This is a genomic window from Paenibacillus sp. DS2015 (assembly GCF_050433705.1).
Classification (GTDB): domain Bacteria; phylum Bacillota; class Bacilli; order Paenibacillales; family Paenibacillaceae; genus Paenibacillus_AQ.
In genome coordinates this window covers 31,177-50,789 of the sequence record NZ_JBNPWS010000008.1, presented here as the reverse complement: position 1 = coordinate 50,789, position 19,613 = coordinate 31,177, and the positions used below count along the sequence as shown (strand labels likewise).

Below are 19,613 nucleotides of genomic sequence, written 5' to 3'. Positions count from 1 at the left end.
CTACTCTCTATTTTTTGAAAGGAGAGACTAAAATGAGTGAGAAAGCGATCGAACCATCCCATACACAATTGAAAGTTGTTTCGAAAAGAAAGCTCCAATGGAGTTCGCGAATCACACCTTGGTTATTTTTAATTCCATCCATCTTAATTCTGGGGATATTTCTCGTTTATCCAATCTTACAAGCTCTTCAATGGAGTGTATTAGATTATAAAATTATTGAGGGTGCGGGTGAGTTCGTCGGATTAAGTAACTTCAAAGAGTTGTTTTCAGATGGATATTTTTGGGAATCACTAATGAATACGTTAATCTTTCTAATCATCGTATTACCATTGAATATATTGTTACCTATGTTTTTAGCGGTACTAGTGAACCAAAAGATAAAAGGAGTTTCTCTATTCCGAATCTTCTATTATTTACCGGTTGTTACACCCATGGTTGTTGCCGCTCTAATGTGGAAAATGTTGTATTCGCAAAGTGGCTTAATCTCGTCTTTCCTTGTTACTATAGGGATCTTTGATTCACCAACCAACTTACTTGTTCAATCGTCAACAGCACTAATAGCAGTAGCGATGATTACAGTTTGGAAAGGGCTAGGCTATTATATGATCATATATTTAGCAGGCTTACAATCGATTTCTAACGATGTATATGAGTCTGCAAGTATTGATGGCGCCTCTTCTTTTCAAAAATTCAAGAACATTACTTTTCCGATGTTAGCACCTTCTATTACTTTAGTTTCTGTCATGACGATTATTGCGGCTTTGAAAGTGTTTGAAGAAATTGCCTTAACAACAGGCGGTGGACCTTCTGGCGCGACTACAACTCTTGTAATGTATATTTATGATAGCTTTATGAATTTAGATGTTAGTATGGCATCAGCAGCAGGTGTAGTCTTGTTAATTCTCGCCATTGGAGCATCTTTACTTCAAATGAAATTGACGAGTAAGCGCGAAGATGATTTAAGAGCTTAAATAGATAGGAGAGAACATGATGAAATCGAAGCAACTTAGTCAAAAAATGTGGCTCTATGCTCTGATGATCTTTATCACAGTCCTCACAGTAGGACCTTTTTTAACTACCCTGTTTATGTCATTGAAATCGGCTAGCGAAGGGATTTATAGCAGTGTACTTCCATCAGACCCGACGTTGGTGAACTTTATAGATGCCTTTAGTAAATCAAATTTTGGGTTGTACTTCTTGAATACTGCGATTATTACAATCATTGCGATACCTTTAAATGTATTCTTTTGTAGCTTAACTGCTTATCCACTTGCACGTATGGATTTTAGAGGAAGAAGCGTTGTTCTAGCATTAATTATTTCAACGATGATGGTACCTTTCCAACTGTTCATGGCGCCATTATTACAGCTTTCGGGTGTGCTAGGCTTACAAAACTCGTATATTGGATTGGTCGTAATGCAAGTATCCACTGCATTCGGAATTTTCTTAATGCGTCAAGCCTATTTAAGAATTCCGAAAGATCTTGAAGAGTCAGCATATTTGGACGGGGCGAATAAATTTCAAGTGTGGTACATGGTTGTTTTACCGCTTGTGAAGCCAACACTAATCACACTAGCTATTTTTACTTTCATGGGTACGTGGGGAGATTATTTGTGGCCATTGTTAAACTCAACTGAAAGCAGCAAGTATACGTTATCGATTGGATTAGCTCAGCTCTCACAGAACTTCGATGGCTCAAACTTGAAGTTAATTAGTGCAGCTTCAATATTAACTACGATCCCAACATTATTGATATTTATCTGGTTACAGAAATACTTCATTTCGGGTGCAACGGACGGGGCAGTGAAAGGATAACGACGCTCAGTAATCCAAGGAGTGAATGGAAATAATAACAATCCATATGAAAAGGAGAGAATATTGAAATGAATAAATACGATTCTCCCCATAGAAATGACGGTGAACTTAATGAGGAAATTTTTAGCTGTTGATATTGGCGGAACATTAATTAAATATGGCGTGTTGACTGAAGATGGAACATTTATTGTGAAGAATGAATGCCCAACAGAAGCAAGCTTAGGCGGATCTGCCATTCTTGATAAGGTGAAAACATTCGGGAGTAAACTAATGGATGAGTATGAGATCAGTAGTGTTTGTATCAGCACCGCGGGTCAAGTAGATTCGAATAAAGGAGAAATTTTATATGCCTCGTCCCTAATTCCTGAGTACACAGGTACACAGTTGAAGAAGGAGTTAGAGGCATATTTTCATCTGCCTATTGAAGTAGAGAATGATGTAAATTGCGCAGGATTAGCAGAGTCCTGGGTGGGTACGGGTAAGGATGCGAAAAGCCTGTTTTGTCTTACGATTGGGACGGGCATCGGGGGTAGCTATATTCTTGATAATAAGTTGCACACAGGATACAGCTTCAGTGCAGGAGAGATCGGTTACATTCCAATTGAAGGTGGCCAATTTCAAGAATTAGCTTCTACAAGGATATTAGTGAGAAATGTTGCGAGACTAAAAGGAATTCTTGAAAGTGAAATTGATGGTAGAGAAATATTTGCACTTGCTGCGAATAATGATGAGGTCTGTATTCAAGAAATTAACAGGCTCGTTTACTATCTATCTAAAGGAATCGCAACTATTGCTTATATGATGAATCCGGAAATGATTATTATTGGCGGGGGTATTACAGCGCAAAAAGAGTATCTATATCCCCTCATTATGGAACAGTTGAAGAAAGACATTATTCCTACTGTATTAGATAAAGTCAAAATTGAAATTGCACGTAATCTTAATGATGCTGGGATGATTGGAGCACTTCGTCACTTTTTGCTTCAAGAATCGTTCAGACCTTTAAAAAGTATTACAACGATCTTAGAGTCTAATACGCATAAATTAACAAAACGAGAACAAATGATTGCAAAGTTTATTGTTTTGAATCTAGAAAGTGTGCCTAATATGACGATATCTGAAATGTCGCGTCAAATCAATGTATCTGAAGCAACGATTACAAGATTTTGTCAGAAACTTGAGTTCGGTTCCTACAGTAAATTGCGCTTAGTGGCGAAAGAGGCTACTGTTAGCACTCGATTATACGAACAAACAATAACAACGAGCATGACTGCAGTTAAAGAAACCTATAGCAGTATGTTGAAGAAATTCGATACGCTCTATGAGTCAGATGAAATTCTACAATTTAAAAACAAATTAGTTTCAGCTAAGAACATTTGTATATTTGGTGCAGGTGAGATGTCACTTGTAGCTAATCAACTAAAATATAAATTAATGAAACTGGGTATGGCAGCGGATGCATTCTCAGATCAATATCAAATGGAAATGTCTACGCATTTATTGGGTCAAGGGACAGTTGTAATAGGTCTAAGTACATCCGGATATGCGCCAGATATTGTAAACCTGATGGTATTGGCTAAAGAAAAGGGTGCAGCAACAGTCGGGATTACGAGCCAACAGAACTCTCCAATAGCAGATGTTTCTGATATTCGCTTGCTTGTACCGACAACGGATGAAATAGAAGGTCATAGTAGTTCGATTAGTGAAGTATCTGTATTTTACTTGTTGGACGTCTTGTTTAAAGAACTACAAGGTAAGGATAAGGATATTGCGTTAGCCAGTTCTATCACGACATCTGATTTTCCTTTGCAAAATTGAGACTCTAGATCCCGAGAGGGGGAGATAACATGAGAATTGCTTACTTACCTATTGATGAGCGACCCTGTAATGTTGATTTCGTCAAAATGATGGCAGAATCGTCATCTGAAATTGAATTAATAATACCTAGTAAAGAGTTGCTCGGAGCTAAAAAAGTGGCAGCTGATACGAATCGTTTATGGGATTGGTTAAATGAAGTTGCCATTGATGTGGATGCATTTATCGTAAGCATTGATATGGTCGTGTACGGCGGCCTACTGCCTTCTAGATTACATTATTTGTCAGAAGATACAGCGATTATGTGGATTGATCGATTGCGATCACTTCACAAATCATTCCCAGATGTAGCCATTTATGCATCGAATCTAATCATGCGGACACCGAGATATAGTTCAAGTGATGAAGAACCTGATTACTATAAACAGTGGGGTTGTGAACTATTTACACGTGCCTACTTACAAGATAAACAGGATCGCGAGACGTTATCTGAGGACGAGCAGAGCCAATTACAAGAGATTGTATCCATACTACCAGAGCAATACATACATGATTATGAAACAAGACGAAAGTTTAATTCCATGATCAACACTAGTATGCTTGAGCTTGTCCATGAGGGGGTACTGACTTTCTTATCTATTCCTCAAGATGACAGTGCAGAATATGGTTACACGACAATGGACCAAAGAATAGTTGTGAATAAGCGTGAACAATTGCGCTTGTATACAAAAGTTCATATGTATCCAGGAGCGGATGAAGTAGGAGCGACATTACTTGCTCGCGTGTATAATGACTTGAAGAAAATGAGCCCTAAAATTTATCCGATTTGGAGTAGTACACTTGGACCGCAGCTAATTCCAATGTATGAAGATCGTCCATACGCTGAAAGCTTAAAAGCACATGTATTAGCTGCTGGCTGTCAACTCGTAGCGAGCGCTGACGAAGCAGATTTAATTCTTGCATATAATACACCAGGACGTGTGATGCAAGAATCATGGGATCAACATAAAAGGGACATTACGTACACAAGTTTTCGCAATATGTTAACATTCGTTAAGGATATTAAAACGCATATCAAATCCGGTAAAAAAGTGATGGTTGCAGATGCCGCTTATGCAAACGGTGGAGATAATGAATTAATCACCTTATTAGATGAGGAGCGAATCCTTGATCAATTGGTATCCTATAAAGGCTGGAACACCAATTGTAACACGCTAGGTTCAACGATATGCCAGGGCGTTGTTGCTCTTCATGGGAAGCCAGATATCATTCAACATAATGTCATTTATCATTTATTAGATGATTATTTCTATCAAGCAGAAATTCGAATGGATATGACGGCTGACTTTCTACCGAAATATAATCTAACATATTTTGACTTGAAGAATGAAGTGGCACTTGTGAATCAGGAGCGAAATGAAAGGTTATATAGACGTTATCATGCCATGATTTTATATAGCTTCAAAGGAATAGAACTCTTAGAAATAAACACTTCTGCACCATGGAATCGAATGTTTGAATGTGGGATGACATTACAATTTAGAAAGGATGAAGTTGAGTCATGTTAACAGAAATTAAATCAGGATTAGTTGTATCTTGTCAGGCATTAGAAGATGAACCGTTGTATGGTTCAGACATCATGAGTCGAATGGCCGATGCTGCAAAAAGAGGAGGGGCGGTTGCCATTCGTGCGAACGGCGTGAAAGATATTCGTGCGATCAAAGAATATGTAGGTCTACCGATCATTGCTATCATTAAACAAGAATATGAAGATTCGAATGTTTACATCACACCAACTTTGAAAGAGGTAGAAGCATTAGTTGAACTTGATGTGGAATTAATTGCTGTCGATGCAACAGACCGTATACGTCCAGGTGGAGTGGACTTACCAACCTTCGTGAAAGAAATTAAGTCCAAATTCCCAAACCAACAATGGATGGCAGATTGTGCAACAGTAGAAGAATGTATCATGGCCGAGACGTTAGGATTTGATTGCGTTGGAACGACATTACATGGTTATACAGAGGATACAAGCAGTAAGAAATTGCATGATAATGATTTTCAGATTTTAAAAGATGTAGTGAGTCAAGTTCATATTCCGGTCATTGCTGAAGGAAATGTCATTACCCCTGAGATGGCTGCGAGGGTATTAAGTTATGGCGCGCATGCGGTTGTGGTTGGTGGAGCTATTACACGTCCTCAACAAATAACAGAGCGTTTTATCGAAGAAATTCGAACAACCATAATTTGAACTGTCGATAAGTAGATTAATATTCTGATGAGAAGTTAATGTGCTCATAAAGAGACTGATGCACCAAAAAGCAGGACAAGGTTGTTATCCTTGTCTTGCTTTTTGGTGTCTCTAACCATTATTTTTAAGTTTTTCTTGTAAAAATCCCTTGATTTTATCTACGGTAGTAACCGGATCAATATTCTGTAGTAGGTACTCTGATTCTTTCTTATTTATGACTTGCTCTGTGTAAGTTCGTAAATACTCTTCCACGATTTCATACGGAGCTGATTCACGTTCCAGCCGTGACTGAATGTCTTCTTTGGTGACGTAAATAAAGACCCGAATGACTCCCTGCCCGAAATGCTCTCTGAACGCTCTAGTCCCTTCATGATTTACGACAACTATGGCAGCTTGCTGCATCTCAAAGGCTTGAGTTAGCTCATCCTTGGAGATTCCGTAGTTGCCTCTCTCTAGATGTACCGTCTGGAAGAATGTAAGTCTATCCGCCATGGTCTGAAATTGCTCATCGGAGATGAAATGATAATGATCCCCATCTCGTTCGTTTGGGCGAATGGCGCGTGTAGTGTACGGAAGCACATAGGGAATACCTAGGTGTGCGCTTAGTTGTTTGGCCGTATTCTTGCGTCCTGATCCGCTCGTTCCGGTTATTACGATGACCTTGTTTATGGAAGATTCACTCTGCTCTGTCTCAATTGGCTCAAGATTTAGCTTCTGTTCGTTCGCTACTGTTTTGGATGATTTCAGCCAGTCCCACATCAGGATTCCCCCCTCTATACTACAGCTTTACATACCATTAATTTCGACATGAATCAACAAATTCCTGCGTTCGAACCCTAATTAGAGTTGTCATAGGATTTTACGAACCTCAACTACTCAGAAATGAAATGTAACGGAAGTTTTACATAAACGTATATGTCATTAAGGTAAAGATCAAAAGGGGAGAACTTATGAAAAAAATAATTTTAATGGCAGCCGTGAGTATGTTGGTTTGTTCAGTACTGCTAACTGGGTGTTCTGAAAATACAATCGAGCAACCAACAGCACAGGAAGCTAAGCCCACTCAAGAGGATATAGTTGAAGTGAAAGAAGATCAGAAGAAGAAATTCTCTTATTTGGAACAGCTACCGTTAGAGAAGCAAAAGAAGTATGAACGATTTGCGGGTGACAAAGAGACAAGTCATTTACTAACCTTTTCTCCGGAAGAGATACTGCTGATTTACATTCATGCTACAGCTATGAGTGATATAGAAGTCATTTATGCGCTCACATATGATAGTGGTTCATTACCTGATCTGGACACCTTTAAGGAAGAATATAACGACAAATTAGCGCATCGAGATATGGAGACAGCTTTGCAGTATAGATATTATGATTCTATTGAAGTACAAGAGGATACGGTTAAGCAAAACGAACTAACGATTATGATTACCGCAACTATTGAACGTTTCACAGGATCGATAGCCTATGGATTGAAGTTGGATAACAATGTTTGGAAGATGGATATCTATCACTTGATTGAAGAATAAAACGTATACATATACAAGAAAGTTCAATTCAAATTCTACTGGGGTGTATTTTATGGATCTTGATATTTGCATATCTTAAAAAGAAATAAACAGAGAGCTGTCCAAGTAATGGACTCATTATGAACAAACATGCTATGTAATGTCTGTCTGTAAACCGACCTTAAATTTTAAGGCGGTTATTTTTTTTGGGAATAATTAAGGCTCTTTGTCATAATCAGTGTTTGTACAACCACTATAGACAATATATCATCATATGAATAATTCATAACAGTATTAAAAAGATGAATCTACTTATTACGACCATATACAACATGTTCTGCTATCTAATCTGAACAATAGAACGCATACCCGCTACAAGAGAAAAAGGCAATCATCTTCCGAAATTACGCGGAAGTGATTGCCTTTCATATGGAGTCCTTTACTACCGATTAATACGTATTAGCTTCCAACCCTATCCGATACAAAATTACTGCCGCTTCTGCTCTTGTTAAAGTACCCTGAGGGTTAAAGGAGTGATTTGGATTTCCTTGTAGATACCCCTTACTTACAACGAAGGCAACAGCTGCACGAGCATCGGGAGAAATGGTTGTCTGGTCTTTGAAATCAAGCTGCTGAGAAACATCAGATAGGGTGTTACCCAGTGCTTCGTGTAACAAGATAGCAACTTGTTCACGCGTAAGTTGATCTCTTGCTCCTAACTCAGCAATACGTTGATCCCATGTTACATTTCTGGAAAGCAGACGGTCTAGAAGGGTATTAAATTCTGCTTGATTCACATGATCTTGAGGTTTATACGTTGTACTAGACGGCTTACCTTTCACTAAGAAATGAGCTGCTAATACTTCAATCTCATGTTTAGCCCAGTGTTTAGAAGTATCTACAAAACTCTTTAAAGTTTCGATAGCTGTAAATGATCCTGGTGCAGATATTGAGAATTGAATAGTGTTCTTTTGGCTGTTGTGTCTAGGAATACCGAAGTAAGACCACTGACTGGCTCCGCTCAGACTATATATGCCTACTTTTTGTATATCCGTAAAGCTTGAAGCAGCCAAATGGAGTTGAACTTGGATCGGTGCAGAGAATTCCTTCAACTGTCCATGAATCATAAGTGTTGGAGCTGCAAATTTCCCGGTTGCTCCATCAGGAGCTTGGATCGTTCCGACGCTTTTTTTAGATAACGTCATTGAAATACGGAATCCATCTTTACTTACAAAGTTACTAATAGATTGAGAGGGGATGCGTATTTCAAAATTTGAACCAACAAGGATTAAATCTTTCTTAGATTGTTGAAGTTGTTCAACTAATGCACTAGATATCGAAATATGAAAAGGATCATAAGTGTCAACGGGGATATCTGATAAATCTAGCGTAATAGCCTTCAAAGTAGAACTCGCGATTTGTTTAGTTAAGAGTGAAGGTGTAACCGTTAATGTCGCACCCAAAATATCGTTAATTGTAAATTCATTCAAAGAACCAGCTTTGAATTTCTTTGAGTTATCTTGAGGTGTGGATGTGGTATTCCCACTATAAGATCCAGAAGAGGATGATCCCGAGTTAGGATTGGTAACGACGGGGTCTGGATCCGGTCCTGTTCCTGGAACAGGTGCAGCAACCTTAACCGTTACAGGAGATAATCCAAATACTGGGATATCCTTACCTTCCTCATTTAATAATTCTACATTTGAAATAGTAAACGGATAAGAGCCTGCTTGTGTAGCTGTGAAATTAAAGGCTGCAAATGTACCTTGTCCTTCAGGAAGTGTACCTGTATAATTCACTTGTTTCAGTCCATTACCAAGATCAATACTAACTTGATCCAGGTGAGTATAGACAGCATCTAACACACTGGGTTGGATTGAATTTAACTGTAGTTTCGAATCATACGTCAAGCTGAAGGATGCAGAGTAAACATCTTCAGTAACAGAATAGTTTGCGACGACATCAAATGCTTCACCCGCTGCCACCTGAGATTTAGCGGAAAAGAGGTTAACTTGAGTGTAATGAATAACTTTAGCAGGAGTCTGTGTGCCATTACCTACGGAATCATATGCAAATATAGAGTACGTATTCTCACCTTTAACAATAGGAAGGTTTAGATTGAAATGGCCTGTAGCATCTATGGTTCCATCTATTTGCTGTAGTCCCTGATCCGATTGTACAAGTGCACTGATTCCTACGAGTTCATCTAGATTCGTACCATCATATAGATAATTCAGTTGCAAGTCATCCAAGATGTCGCCAGATATTGAACCTACTCCAGGTTGATCTGGAAGAAGAATGACGTTATCACTATCTAGAGAAATTTCAGGCGCATTGAGATCTACGAAGAAGAATTCAGCAGAACCTTCTAGCAATTCATTCGTATCCACAATGACAGGAACCATTGCGTAAACACCTTCTGGTAACGTGATTTCACTATCTTCTGTAGTCACAGTTCCATCCCACGTATATTTGTAATAGTTCTTTTCGTGTATAGGCTGAATAGCTATCGAGTCATAAGTGTATCCTATGGCATCGCCAGTTAAACCATCAAATATCAAGAAGAAGAAGTACTCAAGGTCATCATTTACTGCGAAAGATACATCCGTTGTATCCGATACGCCATCTCCATTCGGGGAGAATACAACCGATGAGAAATCAACAGCCGTGATTGGACTCAAGTCGAAGCTCTGACCTACAAACACACTAAATGGAACTCTTAACTCATGTAATGTTGTTTCCTCGGTGAGTACAATCTGACCATCGTACATTCCATCGGGTGTTCCATCAGGAATGGTTAGTTCCACTGAGAATACGGTTTCTAGTGCTCCTTGATTAACATAAACCGTGTCCTGAGTGGGTTGAATCGTAAGACCCTCGTTACTATACCAATCAACAGATGCGTGATAGATTTGGTTCGTATCCCTAATATTATCGATCGTTATTTGTTTGGATACTTCGCTATTAGCCTGTTGTTGTCCATATGACAAACTACTTGTGTAGTAATCTGTAATGTTCTGGTTATTTAGCTGAGTTGGGAGAGGCTCCTTAACTTTGACAATAGCGTCAGCTTCAGTACTTTTAACTAAATCAATACGACCGGCACCTTGTTGGTTAACAGAATAGGCTATCCCGTGTCGGTCACTCAGAGGAACCGCGTTATTACTTAAGATGGATTTAATTTGATAGGGGTCTAGGTCGAGATTTGCTTGTGCTGTTTGTTCAAGGATCAGAGCTACCGCTCCTGCAACGTGCGGAGCTGCCATACTGGTTCCGTTCAAATCCTCATAAGCATTACTATAATCTCCATTAAATGCAGGAATAGAAGAACGAATTCCCACTCCGGGAGCTGAGAAATCAGGCTTAATCGAATAGTTCGGTAGCGCAGGTCCTCTTGAGCTAAAGTCAGCTAACAGATCCTGTTCTTCAATCTTGGAGAAGGTGATTGTTGGTTGACCTTGATCTATTTGATCTTTTAATGCGAGACCATCTTCCTGCGAAATGGTATAGGTAGGCACATACATTCCTGGCTCACCTAAAGTAGCACCGAACTCTCCAGGCGTATTATTATGAATGATAAGTGCTTTTGCTCCAGCGGCCGTCGCATTCATGGATTTTTCGCCGAAAGATAGCGCACCACGGGAGACAATAACGGTTTTCCCACTAACATCAAGGTTACTATAATCGCTCTCTTGTCCGTAGTTAGCATAAACCAGATCAAGTTCTTGATTCGGTTCGCCTAGATCAGGTGAGAACGTTGATATCTGAGCATATATATTTCCTATTGCGGAAGATATAAAAATAGGAGTTGACACTGGGGGAACAGAGGCTCCCACCGAGATGGATAATTCTGATGCAGCTGGACTCCCTACAGTTTGATCATTTGGACCTGTATTTCCATTCGCTAATACAACAGTAACCCCAGCAAGTGTGGCATTGTCTGCAGCGATAGAGTCTGGACTGTATTCATTATTAAGATCAGAACCGAGAGATAGATTGACTACATCAAGATCATCGATAACAGCACGTTCTATGGCTGCGATCACATTCTCAGAAGTCCCGCTACCATAAGGACCAAGGACACGGTAGACATATAAGTCAGCTGCAGGAGCGACGCCTCTAACCCAACCTTTGCCAGCGTATGGGTGTTCTGGATCTCCTTGTCCAACTATAGTTCCTGAGACATGTGTCCCATGTAAAGTATTATAAGGTTCGCCATTTTTTATTGGCTTTGTAGGATCAGGTAAGGTTTCCATAGGATCATCATCATTATCCACGAAATCGTACCCACCTTTATAAGCATCTTTGAGACTAGGGTGATTATAATCAACACCCGTATCTATGACACCTACTTTAATCCCGGCACCGGTATATCCGGATGCCCAGAGCGTGTCAGCTCCAATGAAAGGTGCGCTCACATCCATATAAGGGGTGTAGCCTTCACTTGATTGATCTAATTCTAACGCTTTATATTCGATATTTGGATACACGGCTTTGACACCAGCTATTAACAGAAGCTGATCTACTTCATCAGCTGGTAATGTAATGGAATACCCGTTAAATATGTTTGAGTATTCACGGTTAAACGTAGCTCCAGCTTGAAGGATGGCAGCAGACTTAAATGCTGAGTGTTCCTGACGAAGCGTATTCGTGTGACTGTTAACACTTGATTTAGATTTCATACTGAATGGTGAATTAGCCTCAAACACTTTGAGAGGATCCGTAGCCAACTCTACTATAACTGTAATAGGCTCACTACTTTCACTAGGTTCGACGAAGTTCTCAGCTTGCACTGAAGACCCACTACGTTGAGTAGATAGTGATTTTTGCTTATGAAGTTGAGGAAGTTGGAAGTCTGGTACTGGAAGTTGATGAAGTAAATCTGAATCGCTTGGAGGTTCAAGTTTCGATTTAATCTCAAGGGATGGGTCTGTAGAATCCTTGGTTGTTGCTGCATAGGACTCTGGTGCGGAAACTCCTAAAACTAAAATAAAGATTAGTAAGTAAATGAAATAACTACGAATTGTACGTACACTTTTCTCCAAAATACCGCCTCCTGTAGCATAGATAATGCTAATTCTTTATTAATCACACTCTAAATCTATCGATCCTCCTTCAATTATTAAGTAAAGGTTGAATAAATTGAAATGCACCTTCTATTTTACTTTGTTTACATTCGTTTGATATGAGACAAAGAGACTACCTAACAATTCTTGTGGTTTTTCAGATTATGTCGAAAGTGTTGTCGGAATAAGTTGGAATAGCGTGATTCAAAGGAGGAAGTAACGATAGATGCATTACAATTTAGATATGTATTGCACGATTAGCTTATTTTGAATGATATATAGGTATAATTACATAGTTACCCTGAAGTGAAGAAGAACATAGAAGCTAGATCAAACTTACATTACATTAGTATATGGGACAGTTACTAAGGAGAGGGGATCGCTTGAACAGACAGTGATTGTACAGGGAGGTGAAGTAACATGAGGCTGAAATTCGAATGAATACATTTATAGAGTGATCTCATACCGTATCAACGGAATTACATGCTATATTATAGCTGTACATTTACTGCTGGAAGGAAGTGGTTACTATTCGTCGTGTATTAACTGTACTTATGATGCTCATATTATTAACCGGGTGTTCATCTGAACAGCAGAATCTTACTAAAGATATGGCAATAAATAAGGTTCTGGACAGCGTACCCAAATGTGGGAAAACGTTAGAAACGATTAACAATGTTGTAGGAGTCAAAGAGAACAAAAAGGGCTATTTAATCACAATGAAACAGGATTGTGAGCCGAAGAATGGGGAAGGACCCCAAATGAGTTCAACGTTCAACTATGTCGTAACTTCCGATAAAATAAAACAACTTGAAAAGGACATCGACAGATACTGAAAGATTCAACAAACAAGCAGGTTAGCTATAGCACAACAATAAGTATTGCTAAAGAAACGTTGATTACTACTCCATTAGAAACCAATGGAATGTTGGATATATTGGGGTATGAGTGGGAAACTACATAAACAGTCATCACTGGGGAAGTGCTAGATTTATTGTCGAAACCTCAATAATAAAAAGAATGGATAGAGAATCAGATGATGTCTGACGTCTCTATCCATTCTTTTTTGCTAGGCAGATGATTGTGCAACTTCGATTTTAGCACGCGGTTGTTTCGCAACTTCTGTAGCAAAATAGGTTTGAAGCTCTTCCAACTTACGAGAATCTGTTAAGGATACCTTGTTCGTGAGGTAATGCTCTAGTAGAAACTCCCAAGTGGGTGTGATCTTTTGAGCTACCATGTTTCGGATCGCATTCTTGACGATACGTCGCTCCTTTGAATTGGAGTAGACATCTATATATTGTTGTACACGATTGAAATCTAACGAATCAAAGATTTTTATAAACACATCGGAAGTCATTATAGCATCATCTAATGCACGATGTGCCGAACCAGACGCTGTGATATTTAGATCTATTAAGGCAGCTTCCACACTTACGTCGTTGGTCACATTTTTATAGCGTACAAAGCCCTTCAATAGGTCAAAATAGTTCGCTGACATCCATATTGAATCATCCAGCTTGTGCATCCGAGTATCGTATACGATCCGTTTTAAATCTTCACCACCCCAGGTAACAAGGAGGAATTGATCACTTTGTGTGAGCCAATGGATGAAATCTGTAATTACTTTAGGAAAACCATCTGCTTGATCAATCCCTTCTTGAGGGATTCCGGTTTTTTTCTTAATAAAACTATTTAGCTTGGAGAAATATACGGGTTTGATCAAGGATGAGAAGCGATCGATTTGACGAAAAGAAGAATCTAACTTCACAGCTCCGATTTCGATTACTTCCATAGGTAAGTCACTGGCAAATTTGCGGCCGTTGAATTCAATATCTAGAATAATATAGTCCATAGTTATGGCCCTCCGTTCTGTAACATGTTCTATTCTAACAGAAAAAGAGAGTTTAGTAGAGTTTTACGATTCTTTTATACATAAGAAATGTCTGTCAGGGTTCAGTAGCGGGAAAAATCCATTCAATATTTACCAATATATGAATTGAATCGATGGGGAACTACTAGTTTACATATTTAATATTATGTAAACCAATGGTCTATTCCATGAATAATAAGATAATAATAGCTGGGATCATTGTGAGAGTGTGAGATGGTAATAGAGGAGCGGAGCTCTATATGAATAGCTTATTCACCCTTGGGATTCAAGGTTCGATGTTTATTTGCTTCCTATCGTTCTTCCGTTTTTTCCCACCAGTAGCGTAACCAGTGCAATTAGAAAAAGGAAACCCAGACTTACCCAAAAACCAGTCCGACTGGTGTGATGAAATAATGACCCACTAATAGCGGTAAGGAGTATTAGCATGCCTAGAATGCGTTTCGTTTGTCCCCACTTTGTCAATTTTAATACAGTCCCTGACATGATTAGAATGAAAAACCAGTTGTAAAGTAACATTAAACCAGCAGCAGTCGTGATATATATATATACTTTTCCAGGTAACAGCATAGCACATACAATGGATAGGATCAGACCGACAGTGGTCATTCCGATAGCGAATAGAGGACGGTCTTTTCGTTTCTTGGCAAAAAGTGAGGGGGCATCATGATCTTCTGCTAATGTAACAAGCATACGGGTTACGGCAAATAGAGAAGCAACCATGGTAGAAAAGCCAGCAATGATCAGAATTCCAATAAAAATATGCGGTACGAAAGGGAGATTGTATTGATTAAGAGCTTGCAAAAATGGACTTTCTTTGGTGTTTAATATTTTCCAGGAGATCATACTCATTGCGAGTATTAATGAAACCACATAGATAATGGCGATTAAAGCTAGCATAACTCTTCCTGACTTAGGAGCATCTTTAGGATTGTGAAGGCGTATAGCCATAATGCCCATAATCTCAATTCCTCCAAAAGCATAGAAAGCAAAAAGCAGGGACGACCATAAACCAATGAACCCTTTTTCTAAAAAATTATTAAATGGAAATGAAGGGGTAGACTTACCTTGTCCCAGAATGCCACACAAAGCGAGAATGGCGAGTACGATAAACATAACGAGGGCTGACACTTTGATTATGGCAAATAAATTCTCCATACGTTCAAAACTTTTTGTACCTGCGAAAATAATCGCTAACCCTAGAACGGCGAATATAGATGCCAAAATCCACATAGGAATATTTGGAAACCAAAACCGAGAAAATAGAGACAAAGCAGTTAATTGGCTGCCCATAATTAATAATTCAGAGGACCAATACACCCATCCACTACTAAAGCCAGCCCAGCGCCCATAGGCTTGTTTAGCATATGAACGAAAAGAACCCTCTATTGGATGTTGAGCAGTCATTTGCGCAAGTACGTCAAACACGAGGTAAGTGCCGATCGCAGCAATGATAAAAGAAATCAACACGGCGGGTCCGCCGAGGGTGATGGCTAATGCGGATCCTAAGAAGTAGCCTGTTCCTATGGTACAAGCAACACCAAGTAGGGATAATTGCCACCACTGAAGTTTATCTTCGTTAGGATTAGAGAGGATTTTCTTATTTAGGTTGTTATTCTTGTGCATGTAGAATAGTTCTCCTTTAGGGTAGAAAAACACAACTATCCAAACTTCTATAGTCCATATTACAACTATAGTTAATTTGCTCTTGATCGTGATAAATATACAGATAAATGATGATACAATGGCACGCACTGGAAGCATCGATTCTTTGTACTTTATCTCCCAATGAAGAGGGGATATTAGAAAAATACAGATATATGATTGATTCAGTTAACATAACTTTAGTTATGTTAACTGAAGTTATGCCAATAATATCAATACATAAAAAGGGATGGAGACATCCTCCAACATCATCATTTATAGGTGTATCTATTTAGCAGCGGTTGGATGGATACAATCTCAATTAGACATATCATGATCATTGATGATCACTTGAACTTATTTGAGTTCACGAATTAAATTTAGAGCATAGATTCTGACGCATGAGGTCATCCTAAATATTGAAATATAAACAAAGGAGAGATATTTTAATGGGGATTTTAGATGGTAATCCAAAAGATGAGCCTCTACATTATGGTGAGATTTATGAGATTTGGGTATTTTCATTAAAAGCCAAGGGCTGTATCTCAGCTTATCGGGCCTATCAATATCATGTTGGAGATAAGGAACTCAGAAAAACAATTGGCGAGATTATTGACCAATCTGAGTTAGAGGTTACTGAGTGTGATGAAATTCTTACTCATAACGGAATTGTTCCGACACCTAAACTTCCGGAAAGACCGGAAGTGAAATTAGAGGAAATTCCTGTAGGTGTGAGATTTACGGATCAGGAAATTGCTGCAATGGTTGCCGCGGATATCTCATTGGGATTGGTGTCTTGTAGTGCTATTATGGGTAATTCAATTAGAGAAGACGTGGGTGCACTGTTTGCGAAATATCATGCAACAAAAGCTGCACAAGGATTTAAAGTTCTTAAAATGATTAAGCAAAAAGGGTGGCTAATTCCTCCACCACTTCAAGTGAAACGACCTGATAAAGAAGCATAAATGTAAAAGGGAAAGTTGTCTAGTTTACAGGAAGCAAAAAAACCGTTATCCGAATTTAGGATAGCGGTTTTTAATAATCATTTTACTACAAGAATGAACATGATCTTAAACAAAAGAATAAATTTGAGAGTAGTCCGCAACAAGAAATATAGCTGTGTGAAAGTGGCATGCGCCTAAATCGTTAATAGTGTTGTTTTTGTCACGCATTAAATCACCGTAATACAGCGGTTTTCGGTACTAAAAAAACAGCGTATAACATATATTATACGCTGTTTCACTTTAAATACGTTTTTGTTGGTTCACTCGGGTAAGTGGACAAGAAAACCTACGGATTTTTTTGTATTTTTATAGAAAAAATTATAAAAAACGGACATTGATATCTTTGAATCTGCCGGAGGGCATCTTGGGCATTTTGAGCTGTAATGATCCTTGCTTAAAAGTCCCTTTGCTCTGATCAGGATTGATAGGGAAAGGTAGTGTGATGATTTCACTTTGTTCATTTCCAAGACCATGAATTTTTATCTTTGTTCGGTTTAGCTGCACCCATAAATTTTCAGGGTGGATCCGATTGGGAATGCGAATTTTGGTAATTAAGAAGTTGTGAGTATCGACATGTTCATAATGTAGGCTCGTGTCCTCGTTTGTCACTGCAGAGGAGGAGGTAGCCTCCCTGATTATCTTTTCAACATAGCTGTCGATCTGGTCAGGGTTCAGCTTCGACTGCTCCTCAAGCTCTTTTAATGAAATTCGTTTTTTGAAAAATGGATCCTCATTTAGCCAATCCAAAGGGTTAGACTTATTTGAACTCATGAAGTCCGTGCCTCCTTCGTTTTTATCCATTGTATGGGCGTATGACTTTTTCAGTGACACTTGGGCTAATATCTACATAGAATGGCGTATCAATCATTTTCTGAAAGGAGGACTGGATTGGTGGTTTCAATCATCGGCAACATAAAGATCAACAACGTGGGCCCCAGTTCCACAGTCTTAGTAGGAAATACAGCCTCCGTAATATTAAGCAGCAACTCTAAGATCTATGCCGGTGCCAACTCCTTCTCCATAGGCGACTCGATCGGTACGAATATTACGAATAACCAAGCTAGTAGCACCAATACGATGGATTCGGATGTGGTGGATCAAATATCGCCTCCTTAAAGGGTGTGATTTAAATCAATATCTCGGTATATCAGTGCATTTCGGTCCATAATCTTAACATCGGAACAGTCACTAATTCCTCGGTGCTCCAGATCGGCACATCCGGAAAGATCAATGCTTTGTCTCACAACTATCAGACCCAAGGCGAAAAAATACCCCCTTCATCGTCTGTAAACATAGGAGAATCACGTCTGGTTCCATTGCCGGAACCAGCCAAGCTTTATCCGCGTTGAATTAGGGTCTCGAACGCCGCATACAATAAACCATAGGAGGGGGTTGTATGCACCCATATTACGTTCAACAGTTTCTAAATGAGTTAAAAGTGCAATCTGAGAAGATTCAGCAGTTAGAAAAGACACTTCAGGAGCTACAAAGTGACGTAGACAGTCTTAAAAATAACAAATCTGCCAATATTGGGCCTATCAATTACCATTTTGAACAGTTGAAAATAGAAAAGCTGGAAGGCACTTTAAATATAGGGATAACACCGAACAAGGAAAATAACCTGGAAGAGTTAATGGTTAACGGACAACAGATGGGGACAAAGGACACGAGAAAAACCGCGTTATTTGAGAGAATTCGTCCTCAGGTTGTGAATTATATACAGGTAGAGGTTCCAGAACAGTTTTACCGTCAGGCAAAAGAAAGGAATTTGATTGTAAATACGCAGTACGTCCATATGGTGACTCAGGACCTCCAGCAGCAGATGGACGGGCGAATTAACGAGTACCTTGCTCAGCTTCCTACTGTACAGGAGGAGCGTAACAACGACGATGAGATTAGTGCATCGATCGTTGAACAGATGAAACGTGATATTGATACGGCCGTGATACGGCATATGGAATGGAATATATCCGAAAGGCGGGATCAGATTGAAAGTGACAGTCGTTAACAGAGAACTGAATGTGAGCGCAGTGAAAGTGAATTCAATTTCAGGATCATCGGTTTTTTTAGTGGGAGATACCCAGACGATTAACTGTTCATCAGTATATGACAGCACAACGGAATATATCATGAATGGCTCACCCCATACTAGCGTAGAGTCAGCTAATTCCACTCTCTCGAATAAAGGCTGTTAAATCGTGCGGAATTCCAGCATACAGAATGTCTACATTAATAACTTATCCAACAGTTCTATATTTGTTTGCGGGAATGTCGGCTGCATCAGTTCCAGTTTTGTAGGAAGAAAAGAGACTTCCGAATCCAACCTGAAGCTAAACGACAGCCCTAGGGATAGGGATGACCCTCCCTTTGTAAAGACACTTTCGGTCTGGCAGTACAGTGGAGATAAAGAAGATGAGTGCGAGATACTAAACCATTCGTTGGAGCCTGTTATAAGGATGGAACACGTCAAAGTGTTGTCGATCTCAAGCGGGACGACCTTTCAGATCGGTAGTTCCGATTCCATTGACCTTAGAAGCGTGATCAGTGAGATTAACAGGGTAGATGTATCCAAACAAGAATGAGCGCTAAACATCAAAAGCACCTCTTAGACAAAGCATG

General features: G+C 39.2%; 17 protein-coding genes. 12 read left to right on the top strand and 5 right to left on the bottom strand.

Annotation, left to right across the window (positions count from 1 at the left end; translation table 11 throughout):
• The first annotated feature begins 32 nt into the window (after positions 1-32).
• The 5 genes from J2T13_RS09485 to J2T13_RS09465 all read left to right on the top strand — a co-directional run bounded on the left by J2T13_RS09485 (position 33) and on the right by J2T13_RS09465 (position 5,881).
• Positions 33-971, top strand: a complete 939-nt coding sequence (locus J2T13_RS09485) for a carbohydrate ABC transporter permease (protein ID WP_429370596.1) — start codon at positions 33-35, stop codon at positions 969-971.
• A 16-nt stretch (positions 972-987) separates the two neighbouring features.
• Positions 988-1,815, top strand: coding sequence for a carbohydrate ABC transporter permease (locus J2T13_RS09480; RefSeq protein WP_429370594.1), 828 nt, complete (start codon positions 988-990; stop codon positions 1,813-1,815).
• Positions 1,816-1,926: 111 nt separating this feature from the next.
• Positions 1,927-3,633 carry an ROK family protein gene (locus tag J2T13_RS09475; RefSeq protein ID WP_429370592.1) on the top strand — a complete coding sequence of 569 codons (1,707 nt, stop codon included), beginning with the start codon at positions 1,927-1,929 and terminating at the stop codon, positions 3,631-3,633.
• 29 nt (positions 3,634-3,662) lie between these two features.
• On the top strand, positions 3,663-5,198 hold the full coding sequence (locus tag J2T13_RS09470; protein WP_429370590.1) for a DUF4127 family protein: 1,536 nt from the start codon (positions 3,663-3,665) through the stop codon (positions 5,196-5,198).
• Entirely contained in the window at positions 5,192-5,881 is a 690-nt protein-coding gene (locus J2T13_RS09465; RefSeq protein WP_429370588.1) for an N-acetylmannosamine-6-phosphate 2-epimerase, read from the top strand. Before J2T13_RS09470 ends, J2T13_RS09465 begins: the two co-directional genes overlap by 7 nt.
• Positions 5,882-5,992: 111 nt before the next feature.
• On the opposite strand, the gene J2T13_RS09460 is transcribed toward J2T13_RS09465, so the two are convergent.
• A complete protein-coding gene (locus tag J2T13_RS09460; RefSeq protein ID WP_429370586.1) occupies positions 5,993-6,640 on the bottom strand; it encodes a guanylate kinase in 648 nt (215 codons plus the stop codon).
• Between the two features lie 191 nt (positions 6,641-6,831).
• On the opposite strand from J2T13_RS09460, the gene J2T13_RS09455 reads away from it, so the two are divergent.
• Entirely contained in the window at positions 6,832-7,410 is a 579-nt protein-coding gene (locus J2T13_RS09455; protein ID WP_429370584.1) for a hypothetical protein, read from the top strand.
• 428 nt (positions 7,411-7,838) lie between these two features.
• Here the strand turns inward: J2T13_RS09455 and J2T13_RS09450 are convergent, their stop codons facing one another.
• Positions 7,839-12,434 (bottom strand): S8 family serine peptidase, encoded by a 4,596-nt coding sequence (locus J2T13_RS09450; protein ID WP_429370582.1) that lies wholly within the window; start codon positions 12,432-12,434, stop codon positions 7,839-7,841.
• Between the two features lie 542 nt (positions 12,435-12,976).
• Between J2T13_RS09450 and J2T13_RS09445 the strand changes: the two genes are divergently transcribed.
• The gene (locus tag J2T13_RS09445; RefSeq protein WP_429370580.1) at positions 12,977-13,291 is read left to right on the top strand and encodes a hypothetical protein; all 315 of its coding nucleotides are present in this window, start codon (positions 12,977-12,979) and stop codon (positions 13,289-13,291) included.
• Positions 13,292-13,524: 233 nt separating this feature from the next.
• On the opposite strand, the gene J2T13_RS09440 is transcribed toward J2T13_RS09445, so the two are convergent.
• On the bottom strand, positions 13,525-14,310 hold the full coding sequence (locus tag J2T13_RS09440; protein WP_429370578.1) for an exonuclease domain-containing protein: 786 nt from the start codon (positions 14,308-14,310) through the stop codon (positions 13,525-13,527).
• A 318-nt stretch (positions 14,311-14,628) separates the two neighbouring features.
• The gene (locus J2T13_RS09435) at positions 14,629-15,972 is read right to left on the bottom strand and encodes an amino acid permease (protein WP_429370577.1); all 1,344 of its coding nucleotides are present in this window, start codon (positions 15,970-15,972) and stop codon (positions 14,629-14,631) included.
• 467 nt (positions 15,973-16,439) lie between these two features.
• Here J2T13_RS09435 and J2T13_RS09430 point away from each other — a divergent pair, with 467 nt between their 5' ends.
• Entirely contained in the window at positions 16,440-16,955 is a 516-nt protein-coding gene (locus J2T13_RS09430) for a DUF3231 family protein (protein WP_429370575.1), read from the top strand.
• Between the two features lie 357 nt (positions 16,956-17,312).
• On the opposite strand, the gene J2T13_RS09425 is transcribed toward J2T13_RS09430, so the two are convergent.
• Positions 17,313-17,795: an Hsp20/alpha crystallin family protein gene (locus J2T13_RS09425; RefSeq protein ID WP_429370573.1), complete on the bottom strand. Its 483-nt coding sequence runs from the start codon at positions 17,793-17,795 to the stop codon at positions 17,313-17,315.
• A 90-nt stretch (positions 17,796-17,885) separates the two neighbouring features.
• Here J2T13_RS09425 and J2T13_RS09420 point away from each other — a divergent pair, with 90 nt between their 5' ends.
• The 4 genes from J2T13_RS09420 to J2T13_RS09405 all read left to right on the top strand — a co-directional run bounded on the left by J2T13_RS09420 (position 17,886) and on the right by J2T13_RS09405 (position 19,576).
• On the top strand, positions 17,886-18,110 hold the full coding sequence (locus J2T13_RS09420; protein WP_429370827.1) for a spore germination protein: 225 nt from the start codon (positions 17,886-17,888) through the stop codon (positions 18,108-18,110).
• 14 nt (positions 18,111-18,124) lie between these two features.
• Positions 18,125-18,343: a spore germination protein GerPB gene (locus tag J2T13_RS09415; RefSeq protein ID WP_429370825.1), complete on the top strand. Its 219-nt coding sequence runs from the start codon at positions 18,125-18,127 to the stop codon at positions 18,341-18,343.
• Positions 18,344-18,390: 47 nt separating this feature from the next.
• Positions 18,391-19,002: a spore germination protein GerPC gene (gene gerPC, locus J2T13_RS09410; protein WP_429370571.1), complete on the top strand. Its 612-nt coding sequence runs from the start codon at positions 18,391-18,393 to the stop codon at positions 19,000-19,002.
• A 448-nt stretch (positions 19,003-19,450) separates the two neighbouring features.
• Entirely contained in the window at positions 19,451-19,576 is a 126-nt protein-coding gene (locus J2T13_RS09405; RefSeq protein WP_429370569.1) for a hypothetical protein, read from the top strand.
• The last annotated feature ends 37 nt before the right edge of the window (positions 19,577-19,613 follow it).